Here is a 24,865-nt window from a genome sequence, read left to right on the forward strand (position 1 = left end):
GTCTACTTTGCGGGTTCTCCACAGGTTTCCGTCGAAATCGGTCTAATTTGAGGCTAAACCTCACCTTTAGACCACAGCCTGTGGATAACATTGTGGATAAGCCTGGGGGTTGGTAGATGGCAGTTGTAGATCTCGAACTCTCCCAGTTATGGGGCCGCGTGGTCGAGCATGTTTCGGTGGGTGAACCTCAACACCGAGCATTCTTGGCGATGACCAAACCTTTAGGCCTTCTACAAAAAGAGGGTGGGGCGACCAGTCTCCTGGTTGCCGCCCCGAACGCCTTTGCAAAAGATGTACTTGAGTCCCGTCTTCGCAATGTGATCAATGAAGTGCTCACCGCCGAACTTGGCGAGAAAGCAAATATTGCAGTGATGGTCGATGAAACGATCGAGTTGGCAGATCTGCCCGCTCCTGCTGTTGCTGTTGAGGTAGTCCCCTCTCGTTCGGGTATGGGCCGCGATATCTCTGGTGCTCCTAAATCAGATGAGCTATCCCAATTAAATGCGCGCTATATCTTTGAAACATTTGTTATTGGCTCTTCCAACCGCTTTGCCCATGCCGCAGCGGTGGCCGTGGCCGAGGCGCCAGCAAAGGCTTATAACCCACTCTTTATCTATGGGGAATCTGGCCTTGGAAAGACTCACTTACTGCATGCAATTGGTGCCTATGCCAAGGAGCTTTATGGCAATGTGCGCGTCCGATACGTATCTTCGGAAGAGTTCACCAATGACTTTATTAACTCTATTCGCGATGATAAAGCTACCGCTTTCCAGCGCCGCTACCGCGACCTAGATATTCTGTTGGTTGATGATATTCAGTTTTTAGAAAATAAAGAGCGTACTCAGGAAGAGTTCTTCCATACCTTTAACACTTTATATAACGCCAATAAGCAGATTGTCATTTCATCAGATCGCCCACCTAAGCAGTTAACAACTTTGGAAGATCGTCTGCGTTCACGATTTGAGTGGGGTTTGATTACAGATATTCAACCGCCTGAACTTGAAACCCGTATTGCGATTCTGCGTAAAAAGGCAGCCCAAGATAAGTTAAATGCCCCCGATGATGTTCTTGAATTTATCGCCAGTAAAATCTCTACCAATATCCGTGAGCTTGAGGGTGCTTTGATTCGCGTTACCGCTTTCGCATCGCTAAACCGCCAGCCCGTTGATATGGGCCTTGCTGAAATTGTGTTAAAGGATTTAATCCCCACCAATGTTGCAACTGAGATAACAGCCCCAACGATCATGGCCCAGACTGCGGCTTATTTCAGCCTTACCCTCGATGATCTCTGTGGCACCTCTCGCTCTCGCGCATTAGTTAACGCTCGCCAGATTGCGATGTATCTATGCCGTGAGCTCACCGAGTTATCGCTGCCAAAAATCGGGCAGACTTTTGGCGGGCGCGATCACACAACAGTGATGCACGCCGACCGAAAGATCCGAGAGTTGATGGCAGAGCGCCGCTCGATCTATAACCAGGTAAATGAGTTAACGACGAGAATTAAGCAGCAGACGAAGTAGGTAGGGGTTAGGCGGTAATTGTCCGTTTTCACCCTCTTTACCCCCAAGGTGTGGATAAAGTGTGGATAACTGTGGATATGTAGGGTAAATATGTGGGTAAAGCAGGTTCTACTAAAGAAGGTGTGGGGGTGTTGATATGGATCTAGCGTTTATTCACCTATTCACCCACAGCTTTACCGGGGTTTTCCACACCGTTGTGGGGTTAAATCTAGGTTTTGACCTGGGGTTTTTCCTCTTACCCACAGTTTTACTCTGCGGTTACTACTACTACCTTTACATATATAAATCCCGTTTCCAAGCGGACCATCCCCAAAATAGAGTTAGTTCACTACATACAACCAATCTGATGAGTGCGAGGGCTACGGCGTGAAATTTACAGTGGATCAAAATTCTTTAACCGATGGGGTGAACTGGGTTTCTCGTTCACTCTCCACCCGCCCGATTAAAACCGAACTCCTTGGAATTAAGATTGATGCAACCGGTGATGAAGTCTTTCTCTCCGGCTCTGATTTAGAAACATCGAGCAAAGCACACTTCACAGCAGATATCGCTAATAAAGGCGCAGTACTTGTTCCAGGAAAACTACTAGCTGAAATTTGTAGATCACTTCCTAATAAACCGATCACTATTACATTGGACGGCACCCGAGTACTTGTTACATCAGGGGCGGCTAAATTCACTCTTCCTACACTTTCACTCTCTGAGTACCCAAACCTTCCAGAACTCCCTGAGACAACCGGCAGTGTTGCAAGTGACACCTTTGCAACAGCGGTAGCACAAGTGGCAATAGCTGCCGGGCGCGATGATTCACTACCAACACTTACCGGCGTCCATGTTGAAATAAATGAAGACACCATCACACTTGCTGCAACAGATCGCTACCGTCTAGCGGTACGAGAATTCAATTGGAGCCCGGCCACACCCGGTGTTTCAACAACAGCTCTCATGCGCGCTCGCACTTTAGCTGATGCCGCTAAATCACTCGTTGGAACAAAAAACGTCTCGCTCTCTTTTGCACCAGCAACATCTAATGATCGCCTGGCTGGATTTTCTGGCGATGGTAAAACAATGACATCTAGAATGTTAGACGGAACATTTCCTCCATATCGCCACTTACTACCGACTGAGATGACAACAACTGCCGTTGTTGAAGTAGCACCATTTCTAGATTCAGTCCGCCGAGTTGCGCTAGTAACAGATAAAACAGTTCCACTGCGTCTTGAGTTTAAAGATGGTGGGGTATCACTTGAAGCTGGCGCGGGTGAAGAAGCACAAGCGACAGAGACAATCGATGTGCTGTTAAACGGTGAACCCATTTCTATTGCGTTTAACCCAGTCTTTCTAGCAGATGGCCTACAAGCTGTTGGCACACCTTTTGTGCAGATCTCATTTACTGGTTCAAATAAACCAGCGATTCTCACCGGGCGCACCGAACCAAATGGTGCATCTATTGATAATTACCGCTATCTCTTAATGCCAATGCGCTACGCCTCATAAAGTAAAAACAACAATGCGCGTCACCAAACTAGCGCTGACAAATTTTCGTTCATACCCACATCTTGAACTTGAATTTCCAGCAGGCCCTATTACCTTTGTCGGCAATAACGGCAGCGGCAAAACAAATATCGTTGAGAGTTTGATCTATCTTGCCTATCTTTCTTCCCACCGTGTTGCTAACAATCAACCACTTATCTCACTCGGTGCAGATCAAGCAATCATCCGTGCCGAAATCGAGAGCCAGAATCGCACACTACAAGTCGACCTTGAGATCAACGCGACAAAAACAAACCGCGCAAGAATTAACGGCAATCCGGTTAAATCACAACGCGAGATATTAGGCGCACTACAAATTATTTACTTCTCCCCAGAAGATTTAGATTTAGTGCGCGGAGACCCCACCCACCGCCGCGATTTTCTAGACAAGTTACTCATCACGCAATCCCCACGTTTAGCAGGTGTGATCTCTGATTATGAACGCGTGGTCAAACAACGAAACACACTACTTAAAACCAGGGCGCCAGAAAGCTCACTCATCCCCTGGACAGAACAACTTATTTCCTATGGCGCACAGTTATCGGCAGAGCGCATCAAATTAGTAGATGACCTAAACCCTTATGTGGCAGCAAATTATGAAAACCTCAATGAAGTTAAACCGGCTTCAATTTCATACAAGTCATCGACCGATAACTTGTCTGCAGATATTGCCCACAACGCAGAAATGTTGACGCAACGACAGATAGAAGTAGCACGACAAGAACAAGATCGTGGTGTTTCACTTATTGGCCCACACCGTGATGACCTACATCTACAACTCGGTGATTTTCCAGCTAAAGGTTATGCCAGCCACGGTGAATCGTGGTCGATGGCAATCTCACTTCGTATTGGTGCCTATAACCTTCTTAAATCTGAAGGGGCAGAACCCGTACTTATCCTCGATGACATCTTCGCCGAGCTAGACACCACCCGCCGCCAACAACTCACATCGGTGACACAGATGGCCAAGCAAACATTTATCACAGCAGCTGTTGAATCAGATCTACCAGCCGAACTACTATCTGAGAAGTTCTATGTGAAACCGGGGGTTGTTACCAAGTGAGTGAAAAACCCCAAAGCAAACGAGATTTTGCAGTAGATCTCTTTCGAAGTTACAAAACCGGATTTATTAAAAAGAAGAAAAATGTCGAGCAGCGCTCAAACACCCCCGGAGATCCAACTCTAATTTCTAATGTGTTGAGCGAACTTATCGAAGAACGCGATTGGAATTCCGGGCTAGCTGAAGGAACCCTCTTTGCTACCTGGGCCCAAGTAGTAGGTGCCGACATTGCCCAGCACACAACACCACTTTCATTACTCGATGGCCGCCTGCTCGTGCAGTGCTCATCAACTGCTTGGGCAACCCAACTCAATCTTGTCGGGCCATCCCTACTTGAGACCATCAGGTCTAGTGCGCCCGGTGCACTTGTGGAATCGCTGGATTTCATCGGTCCAACTGCCCCTAGCTGGAAGCGTGGCCTACGCACGATCTCCAATGGCCGCGGCCCCCGCGACACCTATGGCTAACCCCAGGGAATAAAACCCCACCCCTTCCAGTTATACCCCTTGAAACCTGAGTCGACTCGACTCAACTCTTTGCGTAGAATCGACTCAGGTTACAAACCTCGACCCACCCTGGCTCGAGTGGAAATAACGAAATTAAAGAAGGAGCAAGACCATGGCTAGAGCAGTCGGAATCGACCTCGGAACTACAAATAGCTGCGTATCAGTACTTGAAGGCGGAGAGCCAACAGTTATTGCCAACGCAGAAGGCGCTCGCACAACACCATCGATCGTCGCCTTTGCAAAAAATGGCGAAGTTCTTGTTGGTGAAGTGGCTAAACGTCAATCAGTGACAAACGTTGAACGCACAATCCGTTCCGTTAAGCGTCACATGGGTACTAACTGGTCAATCGATATTGATGGCAAGAAATACACCCCACAAGAAATTTCAGCACGCGTACTACAAAAGTTAAAGCGTGATGCAGAGGCCTATCTCGGTGAAACTGTCACAGACGCTGTTATTACCGTGCCGGCCTACTTCAACGACGCGCAACGTCAAGCAACGAAAGAAGCTGGCGAAATCGCCGGCCTTAACGTGCTTCGCATTATCAATGAGCCAACAGCTGCCGCACTTGCCTATGGTTTAGATAAGGCAGATAAAGAACAAACCATTCTTGTATTCGACCTTGGTGGCGGAACCTTCGACGTTTCACTCCTTGAAATCGGAGACGGCGTTGTTGAAGTAAAGGCTACCAATGGCGATAACAACCTTGGTGGCGACGACTGGGATCAAGCACTCGTTGATCACCTTGTTAAGACATTTGGATCTGCAAATGGCATTGATCTCACAAAAGATAAGATGGCGATGCAACGTATTCGTGAGGCTGCTGAAAAGGCGAAGATTGAACTTTCATCCTCTCAATCAGCAACCATCAACTTGCCATACATCACCGTTGATTCTGAGAAGAACCCATTGTTCCTTGATGAAACAATTACCCGCGCACAGTTCCAAACACTTACCGCAGACCTACTTGAGCGCTGCAAGAAGCCATTCCAAGCCGTCCTTAAAGATGCTGGAATTCCTATTGCAAACATTCAATCAGTGGTACTTGTTGGTGGGTCAACTCGTATGCCAGCAGTGGTTGATTTGGTACGCGAGCTCACCGGCGGAAAAGAGCCAAATAAGGGCGTAAACCCCGATGAAGTAGTCGCAGTGGGCGCATCCCTTCAAGCCGGAGTACTTAAGGGTGAAGTAAAAGATGTGCTTCTCCTTGATGTGACACCACTTTCACTTGGTATCGAAACAAAGGGTGGCGTGATGACGAAACTCATCGAGCGCAACACCACAATTCCTACAAAGCGCAGCGAAATCTTCACCACAGCTGATGACAATCAGCCCGCTGTTCAGATTCAGGCCTACCAAGGCGAGCGTGAAATGGCTGCTTATAACAAGAAGCTAGGCATGTTCGAACTCACTGGAATCGCACCAGCACCTCGTGGAGTTCCACAAGTCGAAGTGACATTTGATATCGATGCCAACGGAATCGTTCATGTATCTGCAAAAGATCTTGCAACTGGAAAAGAGCAAGGCATGACTATCACGGGTGGATCTGCTCTTTCTAAGGAAGAGATTGATCGCATGATGGCTGATGCCGAAGCACACGCTAACGAAGATAAGCAGCGTCGCGAAGAGGCCGAGATTCGCAACACTGGCGATTCACTTGTCTATCAGACTGAGAAGTTCTTAACAGAGAACGCAGATAAGTTCACCGAAGGTGAAGCTGCAACAAAGAAGACTGAACTAGATGAGGCACTTGCTGAACTTAAGACTTCTCTTGGCGGTGCCAACTTCGAATCAATTAAGTCAAATACTGAGAAAGTTTCGACAATCTCACAAGCACTCGGTGCGCTCATGTATGCAAATGCAGCAGCTCAAACTGATGGCGCAACAGCAGGGTCGGAAGATCATGTTGAAGATGCTGAAGTTATTGATGCCGAAGAAGCTAACTAATGTCAGAGACAACAGAGGAAGTTGTTGAAGAAACAACACCTGTTGTAGCAGAAGTTGTAGAGGAGGCTGCGCCGGTTCTTGAAACAGACCCGGTTGCAGCCCTCACAGCTGATTTACAACGACTTCAAGCAGAGTATGCCAACTACCGAAAGCGGGTAGAGCGCGATCGCACCCTGGCCCATGAACTAGCAATCGGTTCTGTTCTCACCGAACTTCTTGCGATTCTCGATGATGTTGACCGCGCAAGTGAGCACAACGAACTCACTGGAGGCTTTAAGGCGGTGGCAGATCAGTTAACTGCAATTACCAACCGCATTGGGTTGGAAAAATACGGTACTGAAGGTGAAGCTTTCGATCCACAAATTCACGAGGCTTTGTTACACGACACATCATCTGAAGTCAGCGTTCCCACTGCATCAAAGATTTTGCAACCAGGTTATAAGTTCAAAGAACGCATCTTGCGCCCGGCACGCGTTGCAGTGACTGACCCAGAAAACTAATTAGTTATGGCTGCCAAAGATCTCTATGAGAAGGATTTCTACCAGGTCCTTGGCGTCGATAAAAAAGCTAGCGCCGATGAAATTAAGAAAAAATACCGCTCCTTAGCGCGCGATTTACACCCTGATAAAAATCAAGGAAATGTTGCACTAGAAGAGAAGTTCAAGGCTGTCTCTGAAGCCTATGACATTCTCTCTGATTCAAAAAAACGCGCAGAGTATGACGAAGCGCGTTCTATGTTTGAACGTGGCGGATTTAGAGCACCTACCGGTGGACAAAACTTCCAAGGTGGAGATTTCAATGACATCTTTGGTGGCGGTAACCCACAAGATATTTTTGCCAATCTCTTTGGTGGTGGCGGCAGGCGCGGCCCACGCAAAGGCTCTGATCTACAAACAGAGTCAGCTATTACATTTAAAGAGTCAGTATTTGGCACAACCCTTGATCTCAAACTCAACACCGATGGCAACGGGCCACAGAACATTTCGGCTCGCGTTCCTGCCGGAGTAAATGATGGCGCCAAGATTCGGGTTAAAGGAAAAGGCGCACCAGGTGAGGCTGGCCCTGGAGATCTTTTTATTCAACTACAAGTTAAGCCTCACCCAATCTTTTCTCGCAAAGGCGAGAACTTAGTTCTCACACTCCCTGTTACTTTTGCAGAAGCAGCACTGGGTGCTGATATTAAAGTTCCCACACTTGCTGGCGATGATGTCACTGTGCGATTAGCAGCCGGTACACCTACAGGTCGGGTCTTGCGGGTAAAGGGGCGCGGAATCAAAAAGGGCGCAATTACTGGTGACCTACTTGTCACTATCGAGGTGCAAGTACCTCGAAAGGCAGAAGGTAAGGCGCAAGAGGCAATCAAAGCATTTGCCGCCGCCACGGCACACGAAGATGTGCGCGCCGAATTTATTTCTAAGGCAAAGCTATGACAAAAGATTTGCCACAAGAAGATCATCCAGATGATGATGCTGGACTTTATGTGATTTCAGTTGCAGCAGAACTTTCCGGGCTGCACCCACAAACTCTGCGCCAATACGATCGCTTAGGTTTGGTATCACCTGATCGCACAGTAGGTCGCAATCGTCGCTACTCACTTCGCGATATTGCATCCCTTCGCATGGTGGGCCGTCTTGTCGGTGAAGGAATTAATCACGCGGGTATTAAGCGAATTATTGAGTTAGAGACTGCTGTTGCAAGTATGGCGATGGAGGTTGCAAAGCTGCGCATCGAAGTAGATGCACTTTTGATAGAGAACCCTCCAAAAGGGCTGGCAACACGTAAGAAGAGCGATGTTATTATTTACAAAGAAGAGAGTTAAGCGTTTAAGAACTTAGTTCGCCCAGCCCACTTACCTAAAACCGGTTCTACCGGTGATTTCAATACGCCTTCAAGCAGTGTCGCATAAACATCTCGGAAGTCGGTCGTCACCGCCAAATCACCTTTGATGAGATTTTTTAAGGAAGGTTGGTCTCCATAAAATCCACCTGCGACTCGGTCGCCAATAACAAACATCGGCCCTGAAGTTCCATGGTCTGTTCCTTGGGATCCGTTTCCAACCACGCGACGCCCAAATTCACTGTAAACCACAACTGTTACATCACTAGCTCGAGTGGTGGACTTCAACTGAGCAAAAAAGCGCGAAATTGAATCAGAAACAACCCCCAATAGTTCTGCTTGTGCGTTCGCCTCATTAGCGTGTGTGTCGAACCCGCCTAATGAAACCGACCACACCCGTGTGGGTGCTCCGGCAGATATTAATTTAGAGACCACATCTAATTGTTGTGCGAGATCGCTATCGCCGCCGGCATTGCCACCATTGACGGTAGGCAAATCAGGAATCGAAGGAGCAGGTGCTTTCAAAATAGGCTGAACAGTTGACGAGACTGAGAAAAGATTGCGCATAGAGGTAGCAGCCGCAGCCATAAGTGGAGAATCAGTCCTTGATTTACTAGCTAGTTTCAAACAATTTTGACCAATTGAACCCTTAGGAATGAGTAGTCCACCGAGAGGTAATACCGAACCAGATCTTTTAGCCCCAGCAAATAACGGGGGCAACACAGAACCTAGCGAGATTGCAAGCATTGAATCTTCTGCCTGACCATCAATCCACCTACCAAGCCACCCGGTATTGATCTGATTAGTAGGTGAGGCGCTCTGCCACTTTGCCATGGAAGAAAAGTGAGAGCGATCAGGATTTGGGTAACCAACTCCGCGAACAATTGCGACCTTTTTCTGGTCCCATAAAAGTTTAAGATTTTTCATCGCAGGGTTGAGCGCTAATTCGGCATCGAGTGGCAACATTGTTTCTGGACTATATGAAATATCAGGACGAGATGAAAAATAGATTGGGTCGGTATAGGGAATTACTGTGTTTAGCCCATCATTTCCGCCGTAGAGAGTGACCATTACAAGAATTGGGGTACCTGCGGCAAGTGGTCGACTAATTGCTGCTTGGGCAATTTCATCAACACTCAGCAGCGAAGCGCTAGCGCCAACAGCCACAGTTCCGGCGGTTAACCTCAGGAATTTTCTGCGCGTTAATGTGTCCATGTCATCCTCCTAGGCGTTCACTACATACTCGGGGCTACACAACGCCAAGACGGCAAATTCAAGTGGGTCACTTAATGAGTTACGTAGAGCTGCTTGAGTTCTCGGGCTCCATTGCGCAACACCTAACCAATCGGTACTTGATAGAACTCGACGTTCAACCGGAATCTCCAGCAATCCTCGTAATTGGCTCTGTTTTACCAACCAGGTAGCAAAAGCAATCCGATATTGGGCAGATGCTGAAGATAACCAAGCCTCCCCAGAAGGCCACCCGCCAACACTTGGTGGGTAAAACGGAATCTGCCCTAACTTGTTTAAGTAATTCTTCAACTGGGCAGGCGTTTTTAACTTAGATGGAGTCAGTTCCAGAGCTCGCGCGGCGGAGATAAACCAATCTACCGGGGATTTAACCATTGCATTTTTAGGATCTCGCATCGCAGAATCTTTTGCTACAGCTGCTACCACGCTGGAAATTTCACGATTAGCAAATGATTGGATCCCGGCAAAATTATTTGGCATCGCTTCTGTGCTTGATATGAAGCGATACCAGAGCCTTTCCGAGATGAAACGAGCACAGTCATCTCTTGCCACTAGAAAATCTGAGACTTCTTCGCCAGTAAAATGCTTTGTGGTCCCCAACAAAGTCACTGCCTTTAAATCATGCCGCTTGAGGTTGAAGGTAACGGTGCCGGAACTGTTTGCAATTTGGTATCCAGTCAATGAGCGCGCTATAGCTTTAACATCATCTTCGGAATATCGGTTTACGCCAAGAGTAAAGAGCTCCATGAACTCGCGGCCAAGGTTTTCGTTAGGCGACTTGAAGGTGCTCTCTTGACCATCTAACCAATATTGCAAGGCACCGTCAGTGAGCATTGCCCGCGACATCTCAGCAAAGTTACCTAAAGCATATTTTCGAAAAGTTTCATTCTGCTTATACATAGGCAGTGGATGGTTTATCTTCGAAATCGAAGTGGCCCAATGACCGTGCCAAAACCAAGTCATTCGTTCCGTTAGCCCGTTATCACCAAGGGCCATCCGATCCATCCACCAAGAAATAAGGTTTTCAGTTTGAGATCTCATCCCCACAGCAAATGGAATTATTTCAGGAGTATTTGGCTCAGGCCTTTTACCCAAATCCGTAAAAGTTGGAAGCGTGATTGACGCTAATCCTAAATCCACACTAGGAACTGTTAAGAGCGAGTCACGTGTTGCTGGGACACCCTGCTTCAAGTAAGTGGTGAATTCACCGACACGTGGCCCAAAACCAAACCGGTGCACTAACCGAGAAGTCTCTAATCGGTCTAGGTTCACGAGACCACGTTAACAATGAAGTACCGAAGCGGTAAGGTTCAAACATGAATTCTAAGGGTATTCTCCGGGAACAAATCCGCAACAAAGCTGTTGTCCACGGCAAAGTGATCTTGTCTTCCGGTATCGAAGCTGATTACTACGTAGACCTTCGCCGCGTCACACTCGATCATGTGGCAGCCCCACTTGTAGGTGAAGTGATGTTAGAGCTAACGAAAGATTTAGATTATGAAGCAGTAGGTGGGCTCACATTGGGCGCCGACCCGGTTGCAACAGCGATGATGCATGTGGCAGCGCGTAACGGTAAAAACATTGATTCTTTTGTAGTTCGCAAGGCCGAGAAAGCACATGGCCTACAACGACGCATTGAAGGACCAGATGTGAAAGGTAAGAGAGTTCTGGCTGTTGAAGATACTTCTACAACAGGCGGGTCAGTTCTTACGGCCGTTGAAGCACTGGTAGAAGCTGGTGCAATCGTTGTGGGTGTTGCTGTCATTGTGGAACGCGGTGCGAAACAGAAGATTTTGGATGCAGGATATAAGTACTACGCAGCCTATTCGCTACAAGATTTAGGCCTGTAGTTACTTCATATACCGCTTGGATTGCCACTCTCTAAAGATTTCAATAGCCAGCGGCACTAGCGAAATCAACACGATTAGGCCAACGACACCATAAAGATAATAATTTGCCGAGTTTCCTAGAACATCGCCCAAAAGATAGCCAACTCCGATTGCAACCTCGGTCCAGATAATTCCACCGATAGCGTTCCAAGTTGAGAATGTTTTTCGCTCTAATTGCACAACACCGCAGACCGGGTTGATAAGAGTTCTTCCAAAAGGAATAAAACGTCCGAAAACCAAAGCTTTCCGAGGGCCATACTTTCTTAACCACTTTTCAACAGTTTGGACCATCTTTTGGTTAAAGAAGCGACTATCTGGACGATCAAAGAATTTTCTGCCGTAGGTCCGGCCAAACCAATAACCAACCTCACCACCAGTTATTGCAGCTATTGGTGCGAGAATAAACAACAACGGTGTGGATAATTTAGCGTCTCCCAAAATATCCGCACCTGCGCCAGAAGCAGCAATACCTGCTAGAAAGACAACCTCACCGCCTGGAAAGACTAAACCAATTAAAAGCCCGGTCTCCATAAAAATAATGCCGAGGACCCCAATCAACCCCAAAGTGGAAACCACAGAATTGGCATCCAAAAGGTTTGTCAGGAATTCCATGAGTCCGAGGGTAAGGTAACCGCCGTGATTACGCATCCTTCTGGCGCGCTCGGTGATGAAAAATATCGTCCGCAATTTCACTTCGCCCCTGAAAAAAATTGGATGAATGACCCCAACGGACTTATTTACTACAAAGGTGAATATCACCTTTTCTTCCAACATAACCCAACCGAAAATATCTGGGGGAATATGTCGTGGGGACATGCGGTAAGCACTGACTTACATAAATGGGAAGAGTTACCTGTTGCAATCCCCTGCACAGATGAAGTCGGAATCTTCTCTGGCAGCGCAGTTATTGATCACACAAATTCAACAGGTTTCGGAAGCGTAGAAAACCCAGCAATGGTTGCGATTTACACCGAGCACAAAAATGACAAAAGCAAACAATCTCAATGTTTAGCCTTCAGTCTTGATAACGGTAGAACATTTACTAAATATGAAGGAAATCCAGTTCTTGATATTGGCTCCCCAGATTTTCGCGACCCTAAAGTGCAGTGGGTAGATAACCAATGGCTGATGACAATTGCACGACCAGATCTGCACCAGATTTCTTTCTTCACTTCACACAACCTCAAAGAGTGGAAACACCTCAGCGATTTCGGCCCAGCTGCAGAAGTCGGTGGATGTTGGGAGTGCCCAGACCTACTTCAACTAGGAGATAAATGGGTGCTTATCGTTTCACTCAACCCAGGTGGTTATCAGGTTGGATCTGGAACGCAATACTTTCTCGGGCAATGGAACGGAAAAGAATTTATCGCAGACGATGTAAAAACAAGATGGCTTGATTATGGCCGTGATAATTATGCTGGGATTACTTTTGCCAATGCACCGGGTGGCCGCAGAATATTTCTCGGTTGGATGAGCAATTGGGAATATGCCCACACCTTTCCCACCCAACCTTGGCGAGGGGCCATGACGTTACCGCGAGAACTCTCACTACACGGCGATCGCATTATTCAAACTCCAATTAACCACCCCAACGGTTTTCCTGAAGTTTCATTTACAACATCAGATGGCGCAATCCGCATCTGTGAAAATAATGAACGATATGTCGAAATCGGAGTGCGCAACCAAAAGTTATATGTAGATACATCGCGTGCATGGTGCAATCTAGATGTACCGACGCTGCAAGAGATTGCAATCGAAAAAGGCGAGATTGATATTCGCGTAATTGTCGATCGCGGTTCAGTTGAAGTCTTTGCAGTTGGTGGGGCAATCGTCCTGACGAACTTGGTCTTCCTTGAGACCGCCCTAACCTCAGTCCAGCCCCTTGCTGGCGCAAATAACCTCAAGGCCGCAGGACTGCAAACCACTCACGCGTAAACTGCAAAAATCCGCAAAAAAGCGTTGTAGGAGCGTTATTGCCCAACCTCTCAAACCCTTCGCATCTGGCTTTATCGTTTTCCCACAGTCGGCCAACCTAGGACGCCGGCTAACCTCGAAAGGAAACACTTCATATGAAGAAGTCAATGAAACTCGGAGCACTCGCTCTAGCTTCAACGCTTTCTTTGTCATTGATTGCGGTTGCTACACCATCAGCATCTGCAAACACATGCCCAAGAAAAGCGACAGTAACAATGCTCGGAACAATCAAGCCTGAAATTCAGGATCAGTTCCTTGCAGCAGTTGCTGATTACAACAAGGCACAAAATTGCTACACAGTTAAGTCAGTTCCTGGCGATCGCAAGCTCACATTCCTTCAGAACGTGACACCAATGTATGCAGCCAAGAACGCACCAACAATCATGTACACACTTCAAGAGATTCCAGATATGGCCGACAAGGTTTTGGACCTCAAGTTAACACCTCTTGCACGTCTTGTCTCTAAGAGCCTGCTTGCATCAGGTAACGTCAACGGGCGTCAAGTTGGTGTTCCATCAACAGCTGAAGCATTCGGACTTCTTTACAACAAGAAGGTTCTCGATAAGGCTGGCGTAGACCCATCGAAGATTGCAACTCGCGCAGACCTCGAAGCTGCATTCAAGAAGATCGAAGCTTCTGGTAAGAAGCCACTTCACTTCTCAGCTATCTGGTGGTCACTTGGTGCACACTTCACAAACATCTTCCACACCAATGTAGGAAAGACAAAAGAAGCTCGCCTTGCAGGCTTGGATGCTCTTGTAGCTGGAAAAGCAGACCTTGCAAATAACGCTACCTTCAAGAACTGGGTAGCGACCATGGATCTTCTTAAGAAGTACAACGCAGGCAAGGTAAATCTCACAGATACCGAATATGACGCTTCAATCGCCAACCTTGCAGGAGGCGACTTCGGATTCATGTTCCAAGGTAACTGGACAGAGCCAAACTTGATCACAGCCTCAAAGGGCGATGATTTCGGTCTTATGCCTCTTCCAATCAGCAACAACGCTAAGGATTACGGAAACGATTCAATTCCTGTCGGTGTTCCTGGCTACTTCATGATCGATGCACAGCAGTCAACAAAGTGGCAGCAAAAGGGTGCACTCGACTTCCTAACCTGGCTCTACACATCTCCTGCAGGACAGAAGCGGGTAGCTGGTCCAGTTGAAGAAGGCGGCATGAGCTTCATCCCTGTTTACAAGGGCTTCAAGGTCGAGCCAAAGACTTACATGGCGAAGGAAATTTCAAAATTTGCTTCGGCAGGTAAGACTCTTGACTGGATGAACTCTTACTACCCAGCTGGCCTCCAAGAGGAAGTTGGAAAGGTATCTATGCAGCAGTACTTCACCGACAAGATCAGCGCAGCTGACCTTGCTAAGGCGATTGAAGCTGCATGGAAGGGCAAGCCAAAGACTTGGCGTGGAGAAGCTGCTTAATTGCGCCTCAACCACTTTAACGTCTAAAAAGAAGTAAATAGAATCATCCCGGGGCGAGGAAACTTGCCCCGGGATGATTTCACTTAGGAAGGGGGATTCGAGTGACTCGAGCAAGATCAATAAAGAAATTTTTGAAATTTACTGGCCTTCCACTTGCAATCTTCATCATTGTTCTCGTAGTGCCCTTTGTAAATGGTGTCTATTACTCCTTTACAGATTGGGATGGTTTCAAAACCACCAAATTAGTTGGATTTACTAATTACACAGAATCATTTGCAGATCCAAGATTCTGGTCAACCCTAAAATTCACTGCGCTATTCGTTGTGGTATCACTTGTTTTGGTCAATGCGGTTGCGTTTGGACTGGCACTCATTGTTACCTCAAAGCTCCGAAGTAGAAATCTCCTGCGCACCTTCTTCTTTGTACCAAACCTCATCGGTGGCGTTATCCTCGGTGTTATTTGGCAATTTATCTTCAATAGTGCGCTCGTTGCACTTGCTGAGAAATATGACTGGGAGCCCTTTAAAGAATCCTGGCTACAAGATACAAACAAGGCGTTCTGGGCGCTAATCATCGTCACCATCTGGCAATCATCTGGTTACATGATGATTGTTTACATTACAGGGCTCATCTCAATCGAAAAAGATCTCATTGAAGCCTCTGAAATCGATGGCGCATCTCCACTGCGCGCGCTCTTTTCCATCAAGATTCCACTGATGGCACAAGCCTTTACCATCGCGCTCTTCTTAACGCTGCGAAATGGCTTTATGGCCTACGACGTCAACGTGGCACTTACCGGCGGTGGACCATTTCGCACAACTGAGCTGATTTCACTACACATCTTTGAAGACGCTTTCGCTGAAGGTGATTTCGGTACTGGCCAAGCTAAAGCGGTCATTATGTTCTTAGTAGTTGCCCTGGCAGCTCTTGTCCAAGTAACGATCTCAAAGAGATACGAGGTGCAACGATGAAGACTCGCGCACGTTGGGGTAAACGAGCCACATTCGCAGTCGGCATTACTCTCGCCTTCGCCTATTTCTTCCCATTTTTCTTGGTCTTTGTTAACTCAGTTAAGTTGAAGTATGACATTTTAGAAAACCCATTGTCTTTCCCAGCGCCTATAACTTGGGATAACTTTCAGCAAGCCCTCACTAAGATGGAATTTTTCCGCTCACTTACCAACTCACTCATCATCACGGTCTTTAGCGTCTCATTACTGATTGTCTTCTCTTCTATGCTTGCCTACTACTTAGCGCGCACCAAGACAAAGTCATCAAAGTACATCTTCTTGGGGCTTGTTGCTTCAATGATTGTTCCCTTCCAAGCTTTGATGATTCCATTCATGGCGCTCTTTGCTCCATTTGTTTCCTGGAACAATCGCGCCTCCCTTGTCTTTTTCTATATTGGTTTCGGCGTCGCACTGTCTACTTTTTTATATCACGGTTTTATCTCCACAATCCCTACCGAGATTGATGAGGCAGCATCTATTGATGGCGCTTCAGATATGGAGGCATTCTGGAAAATTATCTTCCCAATGATGCGACCTATCACCGCAACGGTTGCCATTATTAATGCTCTTTGGATCTGGAATGACTTCTTATTGCCGCGTCTTGTGCTCACAAGAGAGACACAGACGCTGCCGTTATCTACCTATCTCTTCTTTGGGCAGTATTCAATTGAATACGGACAAGCGATGGCCGGACTTGCACTGGCTGTTATCCCAATCGTGATCTTCTATTTAATCCTGCAAAGGCAGTTCATTTCAGGTATTTCGCAGGGTGCCATTAAGTAAAGCGCACGGTCAAGTAATTAGTTAATCTTCAATACCGATTGGCGCTGCACTAGTTCAGTCGGCACAACCATCTGCCTTACAACAGATTCTGGCTTTTCAATCAACGCCATCACTTGCGATGCTGCAAGCTGGCCTAAGAAGCGCACGGGCTGCGCAACTGTTGTCAGCCCGAGCGTGACACCGAAATCATGTCCGTCATAACCCACAATTGAAATATCTTCAGGTACGCGCATACCTTTCTTGCGCAGTGCCTGATACACACCAAAGGCCATCTCATCTGATTCACAGAAGATCGCTGTAGGTAACTTCTTACGGTTTAAGAATTCCTCCATCGCAATCTCAGAGGTTGTACTAGTGAAATCTGAATACAGCTCATTTCGTGGATTGAATTCAAGGTCGTTTGCCTGCAAGACCTCCATAAATCCCTGCAAGCGTTGGTTAGCCACTCTAAAGTCGAAAACCGGTTCTTTCTGCCCAGTCATAATCGCAATATCGCGATGGCCCATATCAACCAGGTGCTGCGTTGCAATTCTGCCCCCCAGCACGTCATCAATCGAAACCGATGAGCAGAGCTCACTGGCTACTCCCAGTAACGAAACTGGAATACCGAGATTCAACAAACGCTCGAATTCTTTTTCGCTAGGCGGAAGAGAAATCACAATCAACCCATCGACCTTATCGACCAACTTCTTCTGCATCATCACACGTTCACGCGCATCAACCTGGGCAAAGTTATAGAGCAGCAGATCAAGACCTGCTTCACGTAGCGCCTGTTCAACTCCAGAAATTGATTGCGAGAAATACCAACGCGAGATAAAGGGCGCGATCACACCGATCGTATTTGTCTTCTCGTTTTGCCCACGCGGCAATAAATCTGGGCGGACCGGATAATCTAAATCGCGAGCTGCATCAACAATCTTCTTACGGGTCTTCTCGTTGACATGATGGATTCCCCGCAGCGCGCGCGAGACAGTGGCCGGTGAGACCCCAGCCTTCTTCGCGATTTCGACGATGCCCGACATAAGAGTTAAAGGCTATGCAAAAAACTGCAAAAATCAATACCTCGATCCAGGCTGGAGTTTTCCCCGTAATAGATATGTATATGTACACTCGGGCAATCTGCGCGCCTTGCCCTCGAATGGGGCGCCCTGAATCTCCAACGGAGGAGAACCCATGAGAGCTTCTGCTGCTCTAAGTAATGTCCAAGTAACAGGGACTAACCTAAATATCACCTACATCGTTTTGGCGGTGGCACTTGCTGCCCTTGGTATCGCCTACGCGTTGCGCCAGCAAGTACTTGCGGCCAACGATGGCACTGAGAAGATGCGCGAGATTGCTGAAGCTGTTCAAGAAGGAGCGGCGGCATATCTTGCCCGCCAGTTCCGCACCCTTTCATATTTTGTGGGAATTGTTTTCTTCCTACTTTTTGCACTGCCCGCCGACACAACTGCTATTCGCGTTGGTCGCTCTATCTTCTTCCTTGTAGGCGCTGGCTTCTCAGCTTTGGTTGGTTATAACGGTATGTGGCTCGCGGTTCGCGCAAACGTGCGCGTTGCTGAAGCTGCTCGTCAGAAAGATGGCACCAAGGCAGTTCAGATTGCTTTCCGCACCGGTGGTGTTGTTGGTATGACAACGGTAGGTCTTGGACTAGTTGGTGCAGCACTCGTTGTTATTTTATTCCGCGAGAACGCACCTGTTGTTCTTGAAGGATTTGGTTTTGGTGCTGCGATGCTCGCGATGTTTATGCGCGTGGGTGGCGGAATCTTTACTAAGGCAGCTGATGTGGGAGCAGACCTCGTCGGTAAAGTTGAAAAAGGTATTCCAGAAGATGACCCACGAAATGCGGCAACAATTGCAGATAACGTGGGCGATAACGTCGGTGACTGCGCTGGTATGGCAGCTGACCTTTTTGAGTCATATGCGGTAACACTTGTTGCAGCTTTGATTTTAGGTAAGGCAGCATTCGGTAACGAAGGTCTGATCTATCCGCTCATCGTGCCAGCAATCGGTATCGTCACAGCGGTAATCGGAATCTTCGCAACTCGCTTGCGTTCAACCGATAAGTCAGCAATGACAGCTATTAATCGCTCATTTTTCATGTCAGCGATTATCTCTGCTGGTCTTACCGGCCTTGCAACATTTACGTACTTGCCAGGTAAGTTCAACTTGCTTACTAACTTCTCACCTACGGTGCTAGAAGAGGCAGGCAATATCAATCCACGCGTGCTGGCATTTGGCGCAGTCATTATCGGAATCGTTTTAGCTGCCGCTATTCAAGTACTTACCGGCTTCTTTACTGAAACAGGCAAGCGCCCAGTTAATGATGTGGCAGCCTCCTCTCAAACAGGTGCGGCAACAGTAATTCTGGCTGGTATCTCAGTTGGTTTTGAATCAGCTGTCTACTCTGCAATCTTGATTGCATCAGCAGTCTTCGGCGCCTTCTTACTCGGCGGCGGATCTGTTGTTCTCTCACTCTTTGCTATCGCACTTGCAGGAACCGGACTACTCACAACAGTGGGCGTCATCGTTGCGATGGATACCTTCGGGCCTATCTCAGATAACGCACAAGGCATTGCTGAGATGTCAGGTGATGTGAAGGGTGAAGGTGCACAGATTCTTACCTCACTGGATGCCGTTGGAAATACAACAAAGGCAATTACTAAGGGAATCGCAATTGCTACCGCAGTACTAGCTGCAACGGCGCTCTTTGGTGCATTTACTGATGCCATTAAGGAAGCTGTCATTAAGGCAGTGGGAGTGCAAGATGATGCATGGACGCTCGCAAACAAAGAGTTTGGTGGCATTCTTGACATCGCAGACCCACGCAACTTAGTTGGTTTGATTATTGGAGCCGCAGTTGTCTTCCTCTTCTCAGGTCTAGCGGTGAATGCGGTATCACGTGCGGCAAGTGCCGTTGTTGTTGAAGTTCGTAATCAATTCAAGATGCATCCAGGAATCATGAACGGTACAGAAAAGCCGGAATATGGTCGTGTGGTTGATATCTGTACTCGCGACTCACTACGTGAATTGGTAACACCAGGACTACTTGCAGTCATGGCGCCAATCGCAGTGGGATTCGGTCTTGGCGTTGGTGCACTCGGTGCCTACCTAGCTGGTGCAATCGGCACTGGAACACTGATGGCAGTCTTCCTATCTAACTCAGGTGGTGCGTGGGATAACGCAAAGAAGATGGTTGAAGATGGACATTACGGTGGCAAGGGCACAGAGGCACACGCTGCAACTGTTGTCGGAGACACTGTGGGAGATCCATTTAAGGACACAGCTGGTCCTGCTATTAACCCACTGATTAAGGTGATGAACCTGGTTGGCTTGTTAATTACTCCAGCAATTGTCAGCTTCGCACTTCCGGCGCGATCATCGATGTCACTTGTTATTGCACTCGTTGCAACAGCGATCATTATTGGAGCGCTGATTCGTAATCGTCGTCAATCGACAACTATCGAATACTAAGAGCGAGTAACTTCCCCTACACGCATGGCTAGAGTCCTTAAGAAGCTGGTGATCGTTGAATCACCAGCGAAGGCGCGCAAGATTGGCGGCTACCTCGGCGATGGTTACATCGTCGAGGCTAGCGTCGGTCATATTCGCGACTTGCCGCAGCGAGCTGCTGATATTCCTAAAGAAGTAAAGAAGTTAGCCTGGTCGAAAGAGGGCGTCGATATTGAAAATGATTTCGCCCCTTTATATGTAATCAACCCCGATAAGAAGGCGAAGGTTGCCGAACTTAAAGAGTTGATGAAAGAGGCAGATGAGATCCTGCTGGCAACGGACGAAGACCGCGAAGGTGAAGCCATTGCTTGGCACTTAGTAGAAGTTCTGCAACCAAAGATTCCCATTAAGCGGATGGTCTTTAATGAGATTACCGAAGAGGCAATTAAGGCTGCTGTAGAAAATACCCGCGATCTTGATTACAACCTGATTGACGCCCAAGAAACTAGGCGCGTGCTAGACAGGCTTTTTGGCTACCGACTTTCACCAGTCTTGTGGAAGAAAGTGATGCCACGTATTTCAGCTGGGCGCGTGCAATCAGTTGCCACCAAGTTGATTGTGGAGAAAGAACGCGAGCGGATGGCCTTTATCTCATCCTCTTGGTGGGATTTAAATGCCAAGACTGATCTTGGCTTTACCGCGCGGCTACTCTCGGTTGATGGCAAGAAAGTAGCTGCTACCAGTGACTTTGGCGCCGATGGCGCGGTAAAAGAAAAGTCCCTGAAAGATATTTTGTTATTGGATGAAAAGCAGGCAACCGCACTCACCGAGAGCCTTAAAGGCACACCATTGACTGTGAAGTCGATGGAAGAGAGTCCGCGTACTGAACGTCCTAAGCCGCCTTTTACTACATCGACCATGCAACAAGATGCTGGTTCACGACTTGGGTGGGGCGCCCAGATTACGATGCGTATTGCTCAGCGTTTATATGAAAACGGCTACATCACCTATATGCGTACTGATTCCATCAATTTATCTGAGCAAGCAATCAAAGCTGCCCGCGCAGCCGCTAGCTCGCTCTATGGCAAAGACCATGTTTATGAAAGCGCTCGTGTCTATCAAGGAAAGACAAAGAATGCCCAGGAAGCCCACGAAGCAATTAGACCGGCCGGAGATGTCTTTAAGACACCAGGTGAGTTAGCACCAGAGCTATCACGTGATGAGTTCGCACTCTATGACTTGATTTGGAAGCGCACTGTGGCATCGCAAATGGCTGATGCTAAGAAGATGCAGATGCGGGTTGATTTTGATGCAACGACAGCCGATAAGAAAGCAACCATCTTCCGCGCCAATGGCTCTGTGATTACCTTTGCTGGATTCCTCGCTGCATATGATGATATTGCTAGTGATGAAAACAAGGATGAAGAATCTGAAGATCGCCGCCTGCCTGCCATGACAGTGGGGCAATCAGTCAAAGTTGAGGAATATTCTTGTGAAGGCCACGATACAAAGCCACCTGCGCGCTACACCGAGCCAACACTTGTAAAGAAACTGGAAGAGCTCGGTATAGGCCGGCCATCAACATTTGCCTCCATCATTCAAACAATTCAAGACCGCGGCTATGTCTCAAAGCGCGGGCGCGCACTTGTGCCCACCTTCTTAGCATTTTCAGTAACAGGCCTATTAGAGACTCACTTTACGAAGCTAGTGGATTATGACTTCACCGCATCAATGGAAGAAGATCTCGACAAGATTGCAGCCGGGGAGGCGGGCCGGGTTGATTGGCTCCGTGATTTCTACTACGGCGTTAACGGTGAGCCAGGCCTTAATGAGTTAGCACTTGATTTGGGTGTGATTGATGCGCGTGCCACAAACACAATGAATTTATCTGACACTATTGAAATTCGGGTGGGCCGCTTTGGTCCTTATCTGCAAGAGAACCTACCTGATCAAGATCGCAAGCTTGCCAATATCCCAGAAGGTTTAGCACCGGATGAGCTCACACTTGCTAAAGCAATTGAGTTACTTGCCGCTCCATCAGGTGAACGTGAGTTAGGTGTGGACCCCAAGACAAACTTTGAAGTGGTTGCAAAATCGGGTCGCTTTGGTCCCTACATCACTGAAATCTTTCCGGCAGAACCGGTAGAACTTAACGATAAAGGTGAACCGAAGAAGAAGCGCAAAAAGAAAGATGCGCCAAAGCCAAAGACGGCATCGCTTTTATCAACAATGAACCTAGACACCATCACACTCGATGATGCGCTGCAGCTGCTCTCTCTTCCACGTGTGCTGGGAACTAATAGCGCTGGTGATGAAATCACGGTGCAGAACGGTCGCTATGGTCCATATCTTAAGGCTGGTGCTGACTCACGCACCTTAACTTCAGAAGATCAACTCTTTTCAATCAACCTAGATGAAGCACTTGAGATTTATTCAAAACCAAAAGAGCGACGTCGTGGTGTGGCAAAGCCGCCACTAAAAGAACTTGGTATTGATCCGGGCAGTGAAAAACAAGTCATCATTAAAGATGGACGCTTTGGTATGTATGTCACCGATGGCGAGACCAATGCAACGCTACGTCGTGGTGACACCCTGGAAGCAATGACACTTGAGCGTGGCCTAGAACTACTGGCCGGACGCCGTGCGTGGGAGGCAGAAAATGGCCCATCTCCAAAGAAGTCACGGAAGAAGGCAGCTAAAGCAAAGCCAGGTGCAACTGCGCCGACGTTAACCAAGAACACAGTGAAGAAAGCTGCAACAAAGAAGAAAGCGGCTAAGAAGGCGTCAGGAAAAGCAAAGAAAGATTAATTCAAGAGTTCGTTAAGACTTTCAATCCCAATCGGTCTGCATTCTTAGCCATTTGCTTATCTAATGTAATTAGCCCTCGAATCAAAGTAGAGAGAGTTTCTGCTGTCGCAAGATGGATAGCATCAGCAGACTTTGCTGTGATTTGAGCTGGGTAAGTCTCAGCACGAACAAGAATTGATTCAGTCATATCTACCAATTGAAATTGAGATAAAACTTTTCGGGCCCGTGGAAGTAAAGTTTCATCAAACTTATTTACGCGGCGTAGGACCTCAACTTTAGATAGACGTGAGGTGACTGGGACTGATTCCAAAATATTTTTTAGTGCAAGGGCTTCGGACTCATCAAAAATTACTGCAACTATTGCAGACGAATCAACATACCAACTCAATATCGAGCCTCACGGCGCTCTTTGAGAAACTCAGCTAAGAGACTTCTTCCATCGGGGTTTGGCAGCGGCTCGAAAACCTTTGGGTCAAACTTATCTTTTGCTGGCGTTACTAACCCAGCATCAATGAGATCTTGAATTGATGTCGGTTTAATAGGGTGAATCTCTGCAACCGGCTTTCCCCATTCGGTAACGATGATGATCTCACCGCTCTTTACAAGACCAAGTACTTTTGAGGCTTCTTGACGGAGTTCTCGGACACCGACAGACAATTTCTTTGTGATCATATCTTCAAGGAGAGAAGGGCTTTTAACTTTCGAAGGTGCTTTCTTCACTGCACGGGTTGCACTTTTTTTCGCTGATGTGGCCATGGCTAAATGTAGCACAAAAGTAAAAGTGCTACATTATCCACAGCCCCAGCCACTTACCCCTATCAATAGGAGTTTTTAGCTGCGCCGATACACTTCCGTAATGACCCCCGAGAGATGGCTGCTCACAGGTGGCGCTGGCTATATTGGCGCCCATATCGCAGATGAGTTCATCTGCAGTGATAAATCTGTAGTCATCATTGATTCGCTCTATCAAGGCCTGGAATCCCGCATCACCTTCCTGCGGGCAAAACATGGCCTGGAGATTCCCTTTATCAAGTGCGATATCCGTGATTACAACGAGATTGAAAGCTTAATCCGCGAATATAAGATCGATGGCATCATTCACACCGCGGCTCTAAAAGCCGTCGGTGAATCAATGGAAAAACCAGATGAGTATTTCCAAGTAAACCTAGAAGCAACTAATGAATTAATCGAAATAGCAAAGCGCAATGGCGTGAAGAAATTTATCTTCTCATCAACGGCGGCCGTCTATGGCAGTCCAGACACCATGGAGCCATGCAAAGAAGATGGCCCCAAGGCACCCATCTCTCCTTATGGAGATTCAAAGTATCAAGCAGAATCAAAGGTGACCGCTTTTATTAATACTCCCGGTAACCATGGAACATCACTGCGTTTCTTTAATGTGGTGGGCACCGCAGCACAAGAGCTACTCGATAACTCAGTCGAGAACTTAGTTCCCATTGTTCTAGGCAAATTAAATAAAGGCCAAGCTCCCGAGATCTTCGGCACCGACTACCCCACCGCCGATGGCACATGTGTTCGCGACTATGTCGATGTGCGAGATATTGCCCGCGCACATTTAGCAGCAGCCGATGCCACAACGCCACTGCCACCAGCTATGAATATCGGCACCGGACGCGGGGCATCTGTGCGCGAGATCATTGATTTAGTTCTGCAAGCAACGAATAAGACTGAGACTCAAATTATTCAAAGCCCGCGCCGAGCAGGAGATCCAGCGTTCTTATGTGCCGATGTGGCGCTTGCAAAGAGTGCGATGGGCTTTAGCTCTAAGTACTCACTTGAAGAGAGCATCCGCAGTCTGTTCTAGGCTCTAAAGTCATTATCTGATGCGCCCGATAGACTTCCCT

At 47.6% G+C, this 24,865-nt stretch carries 22 protein-coding genes; 16 read left to right on the forward strand and 6 right to left on the reverse strand.

Annotation, left to right across the window (positions count from 1 at the left end; translation table 11 throughout):
* Positions 1-116: 116 nt before the first annotated feature.
* The 8 genes from dnaA to A1sIIB142_RS00040 all read left to right on the forward strand — a co-directional run bounded on the left by dnaA (position 117) and on the right by A1sIIB142_RS00040 (position 8,386).
* Positions 117-1,520 (forward strand): chromosomal replication initiator protein DnaA, encoded by a 1,404-nt coding sequence (gene dnaA, locus A1sIIB142_RS00005; protein WP_095693156.1) that lies wholly within the window; start codon positions 117-119, stop codon positions 1,518-1,520.
* Between the two features lie 366 nt (positions 1,521-1,886).
* Positions 1,887-3,017, forward strand: coding sequence for a DNA polymerase III subunit beta (dnaN, locus tag A1sIIB142_RS00010; RefSeq protein WP_095693157.1), 1,131 nt, complete (start codon positions 1,887-1,889; stop codon positions 3,015-3,017).
* A gap of 13 nt (positions 3,018-3,030) precedes the next feature.
* A complete protein-coding gene (recF, locus tag A1sIIB142_RS00015; protein ID WP_095693158.1) occupies positions 3,031-4,116 on the forward strand; it encodes a DNA replication/repair protein RecF in 1,086 nt (361 codons plus the stop codon).
* Positions 4,113-4,580, forward strand: a complete 468-nt coding sequence (locus A1sIIB142_RS00020) for a DciA family protein (RefSeq protein WP_095693159.1) — start codon at positions 4,113-4,115, stop codon at positions 4,578-4,580. Before recF ends, A1sIIB142_RS00020 begins: the two co-directional genes overlap by 4 nt.
* A 151-nt stretch (positions 4,581-4,731) precedes the next feature.
* Positions 4,732-6,567 (forward strand): molecular chaperone DnaK, encoded by a 1,836-nt coding sequence (gene dnaK, locus A1sIIB142_RS00025; RefSeq protein WP_095693160.1) that lies wholly within the window; start codon positions 4,732-4,734, stop codon positions 6,565-6,567.
* Positions 6,567-7,067: a nucleotide exchange factor GrpE gene (gene grpE, locus A1sIIB142_RS00030; protein ID WP_095693161.1), complete on the forward strand. Its 501-nt coding sequence runs from the start codon at positions 6,567-6,569 to the stop codon at positions 7,065-7,067. Before dnaK ends, grpE begins: the two co-directional genes overlap by 1 nt.
* A 6-nt stretch (positions 7,068-7,073) precedes the next feature.
* Positions 7,074-7,997, forward strand: coding sequence for a DnaJ C-terminal domain-containing protein (locus A1sIIB142_RS00035; RefSeq protein ID WP_095693162.1), 924 nt, complete (start codon positions 7,074-7,076; stop codon positions 7,995-7,997).
* Positions 7,994-8,386 (forward strand): heat shock protein transcriptional repressor HspR, encoded by a 393-nt coding sequence (locus tag A1sIIB142_RS00040; protein ID WP_190283260.1) that lies wholly within the window; start codon positions 7,994-7,996, stop codon positions 8,384-8,386. The genes A1sIIB142_RS00035 and A1sIIB142_RS00040 overlap by 4 nt, the downstream gene beginning before the upstream one ends.
* Here A1sIIB142_RS00040 and A1sIIB142_RS00045 read toward each other — a convergent pair.
* Positions 8,383-9,618 (reverse strand): DUF1501 domain-containing protein, encoded by a 1,236-nt coding sequence (locus A1sIIB142_RS00045; RefSeq protein ID WP_095684213.1) that lies wholly within the window; start codon positions 9,616-9,618, stop codon positions 8,383-8,385. The two genes, A1sIIB142_RS00040 and A1sIIB142_RS00045, sit on opposite strands and share 4 nt — an antisense overlap.
* 9 nt (positions 9,619-9,627) lie before the next feature.
* Positions 9,628-10,926, reverse strand: coding sequence for a DUF1800 domain-containing protein (locus A1sIIB142_RS00050; protein ID WP_095693163.1), 1,299 nt, complete (start codon positions 10,924-10,926; stop codon positions 9,628-9,630).
* Positions 10,927-10,970: 44 nt separating this feature from the next.
* Between A1sIIB142_RS00050 and pyrE the strand changes: the two genes are divergently transcribed.
* Positions 10,971-11,504, forward strand: coding sequence for an orotate phosphoribosyltransferase (pyrE, locus tag A1sIIB142_RS00055; protein WP_095693164.1), 534 nt, complete (start codon positions 10,971-10,973; stop codon positions 11,502-11,504).
* On the opposite strand, the gene A1sIIB142_RS00060 is transcribed toward pyrE, so the two are convergent.
* The gene (locus A1sIIB142_RS00060; protein WP_223299194.1) at positions 11,505-12,155 is read right to left on the reverse strand and encodes a DedA family protein; all 651 of its coding nucleotides are present in this window, start codon (positions 12,153-12,155) and stop codon (positions 11,505-11,507) included.
* Between the two features lie 24 nt (positions 12,156-12,179).
* Between A1sIIB142_RS00060 and A1sIIB142_RS00065 the strand changes: the two genes are divergently transcribed.
* The 4 genes from A1sIIB142_RS00065 to A1sIIB142_RS00080 all read left to right on the forward strand — a co-directional run bounded on the left by A1sIIB142_RS00065 (position 12,180) and on the right by A1sIIB142_RS00080 (position 16,742).
* Positions 12,180-13,478, forward strand: coding sequence for a glycoside hydrolase family 32 protein (locus tag A1sIIB142_RS00065; protein ID WP_095693166.1), 1,299 nt, complete (start codon positions 12,180-12,182; stop codon positions 13,476-13,478).
* Between the two features lie 134 nt (positions 13,479-13,612).
* Entirely contained in the window at positions 13,613-14,950 is a 1,338-nt protein-coding gene (locus tag A1sIIB142_RS00070; protein WP_095693167.1) for an ABC transporter substrate-binding protein, read from the forward strand.
* A 101-nt stretch (positions 14,951-15,051) separates the two neighbouring features.
* On the forward strand, positions 15,052-15,921 hold the full coding sequence (locus tag A1sIIB142_RS00075) for a carbohydrate ABC transporter permease (RefSeq protein WP_223299195.1): 870 nt from the start codon (positions 15,052-15,054) through the stop codon (positions 15,919-15,921).
* A complete protein-coding gene (locus A1sIIB142_RS00080) occupies positions 15,918-16,742 on the forward strand; it encodes a carbohydrate ABC transporter permease (protein ID WP_095693169.1) in 825 nt (274 codons plus the stop codon). The genes A1sIIB142_RS00075 and A1sIIB142_RS00080 overlap by 4 nt, the downstream gene beginning before the upstream one ends.
* 17 nt (positions 16,743-16,759) lie before the next feature.
* Here A1sIIB142_RS00080 and A1sIIB142_RS00085 read toward each other — a convergent pair whose 3' ends face one another.
* Positions 16,760-17,764 (reverse strand): LacI family DNA-binding transcriptional regulator, encoded by a 1,005-nt coding sequence (locus A1sIIB142_RS00085; protein WP_095684221.1) that lies wholly within the window; start codon positions 17,762-17,764, stop codon positions 16,760-16,762.
* Between the two features lie 151 nt (positions 17,765-17,915).
* Here A1sIIB142_RS00085 and A1sIIB142_RS00090 point away from each other — a divergent pair, with 151 nt between their 5' ends.
* Positions 17,916-20,213: a sodium-translocating pyrophosphatase gene (locus A1sIIB142_RS00090; protein WP_095693170.1), complete on the forward strand. Its 2,298-nt coding sequence runs from the start codon at positions 17,916-17,918 to the stop codon at positions 20,211-20,213.
* Positions 20,214-20,237: 24 nt separating this feature from the next.
* Entirely contained in the window at positions 20,238-23,000 is a 2,763-nt protein-coding gene (gene topA, locus A1sIIB142_RS00095) for a type I DNA topoisomerase (protein WP_095693171.1), read from the forward strand.
* A 1-nt stretch (position 23,001) separates the two neighbouring features.
* Here topA and A1sIIB142_RS00100 read toward each other — a convergent pair whose 3' ends face one another.
* Both A1sIIB142_RS00100 and A1sIIB142_RS00105 read right to left on the reverse strand, forming a co-directional pair.
* Positions 23,002-23,388: a type II toxin-antitoxin system VapC family toxin gene (locus tag A1sIIB142_RS00100; protein ID WP_190283261.1), complete on the reverse strand. Its 387-nt coding sequence runs from the start codon at positions 23,386-23,388 to the stop codon at positions 23,002-23,004.
* Positions 23,385-23,756, reverse strand: a complete 372-nt coding sequence (locus tag A1sIIB142_RS00105; RefSeq protein ID WP_095693173.1) for a type II toxin-antitoxin system Phd/YefM family antitoxin — start codon at positions 23,754-23,756, stop codon at positions 23,385-23,387. Before A1sIIB142_RS00105 ends, A1sIIB142_RS00100 begins: the two co-directional genes overlap by 4 nt.
* Positions 23,757-23,856: 100 nt before the next feature.
* Here A1sIIB142_RS00105 and galE point away from each other — a divergent pair, with 100 nt between their 5' ends.
* Positions 23,857-24,825: a UDP-glucose 4-epimerase GalE gene (gene galE / locus A1sIIB142_RS00110; RefSeq protein WP_095693174.1), complete on the forward strand. Its 969-nt coding sequence runs from the start codon at positions 23,857-23,859 to the stop codon at positions 24,823-24,825.
* The last annotated feature ends 40 nt before the right edge of the window (positions 24,826-24,865 follow it).

It is taken from the genome of Candidatus Planktophila versatilis (assembly GCF_002288345.1).
In the GTDB taxonomy this organism is placed as follows: domain Bacteria; phylum Actinomycetota; class Actinomycetes; order Nanopelagicales; family Nanopelagicaceae; genus Planktophila; species Planktophila versatilis_A.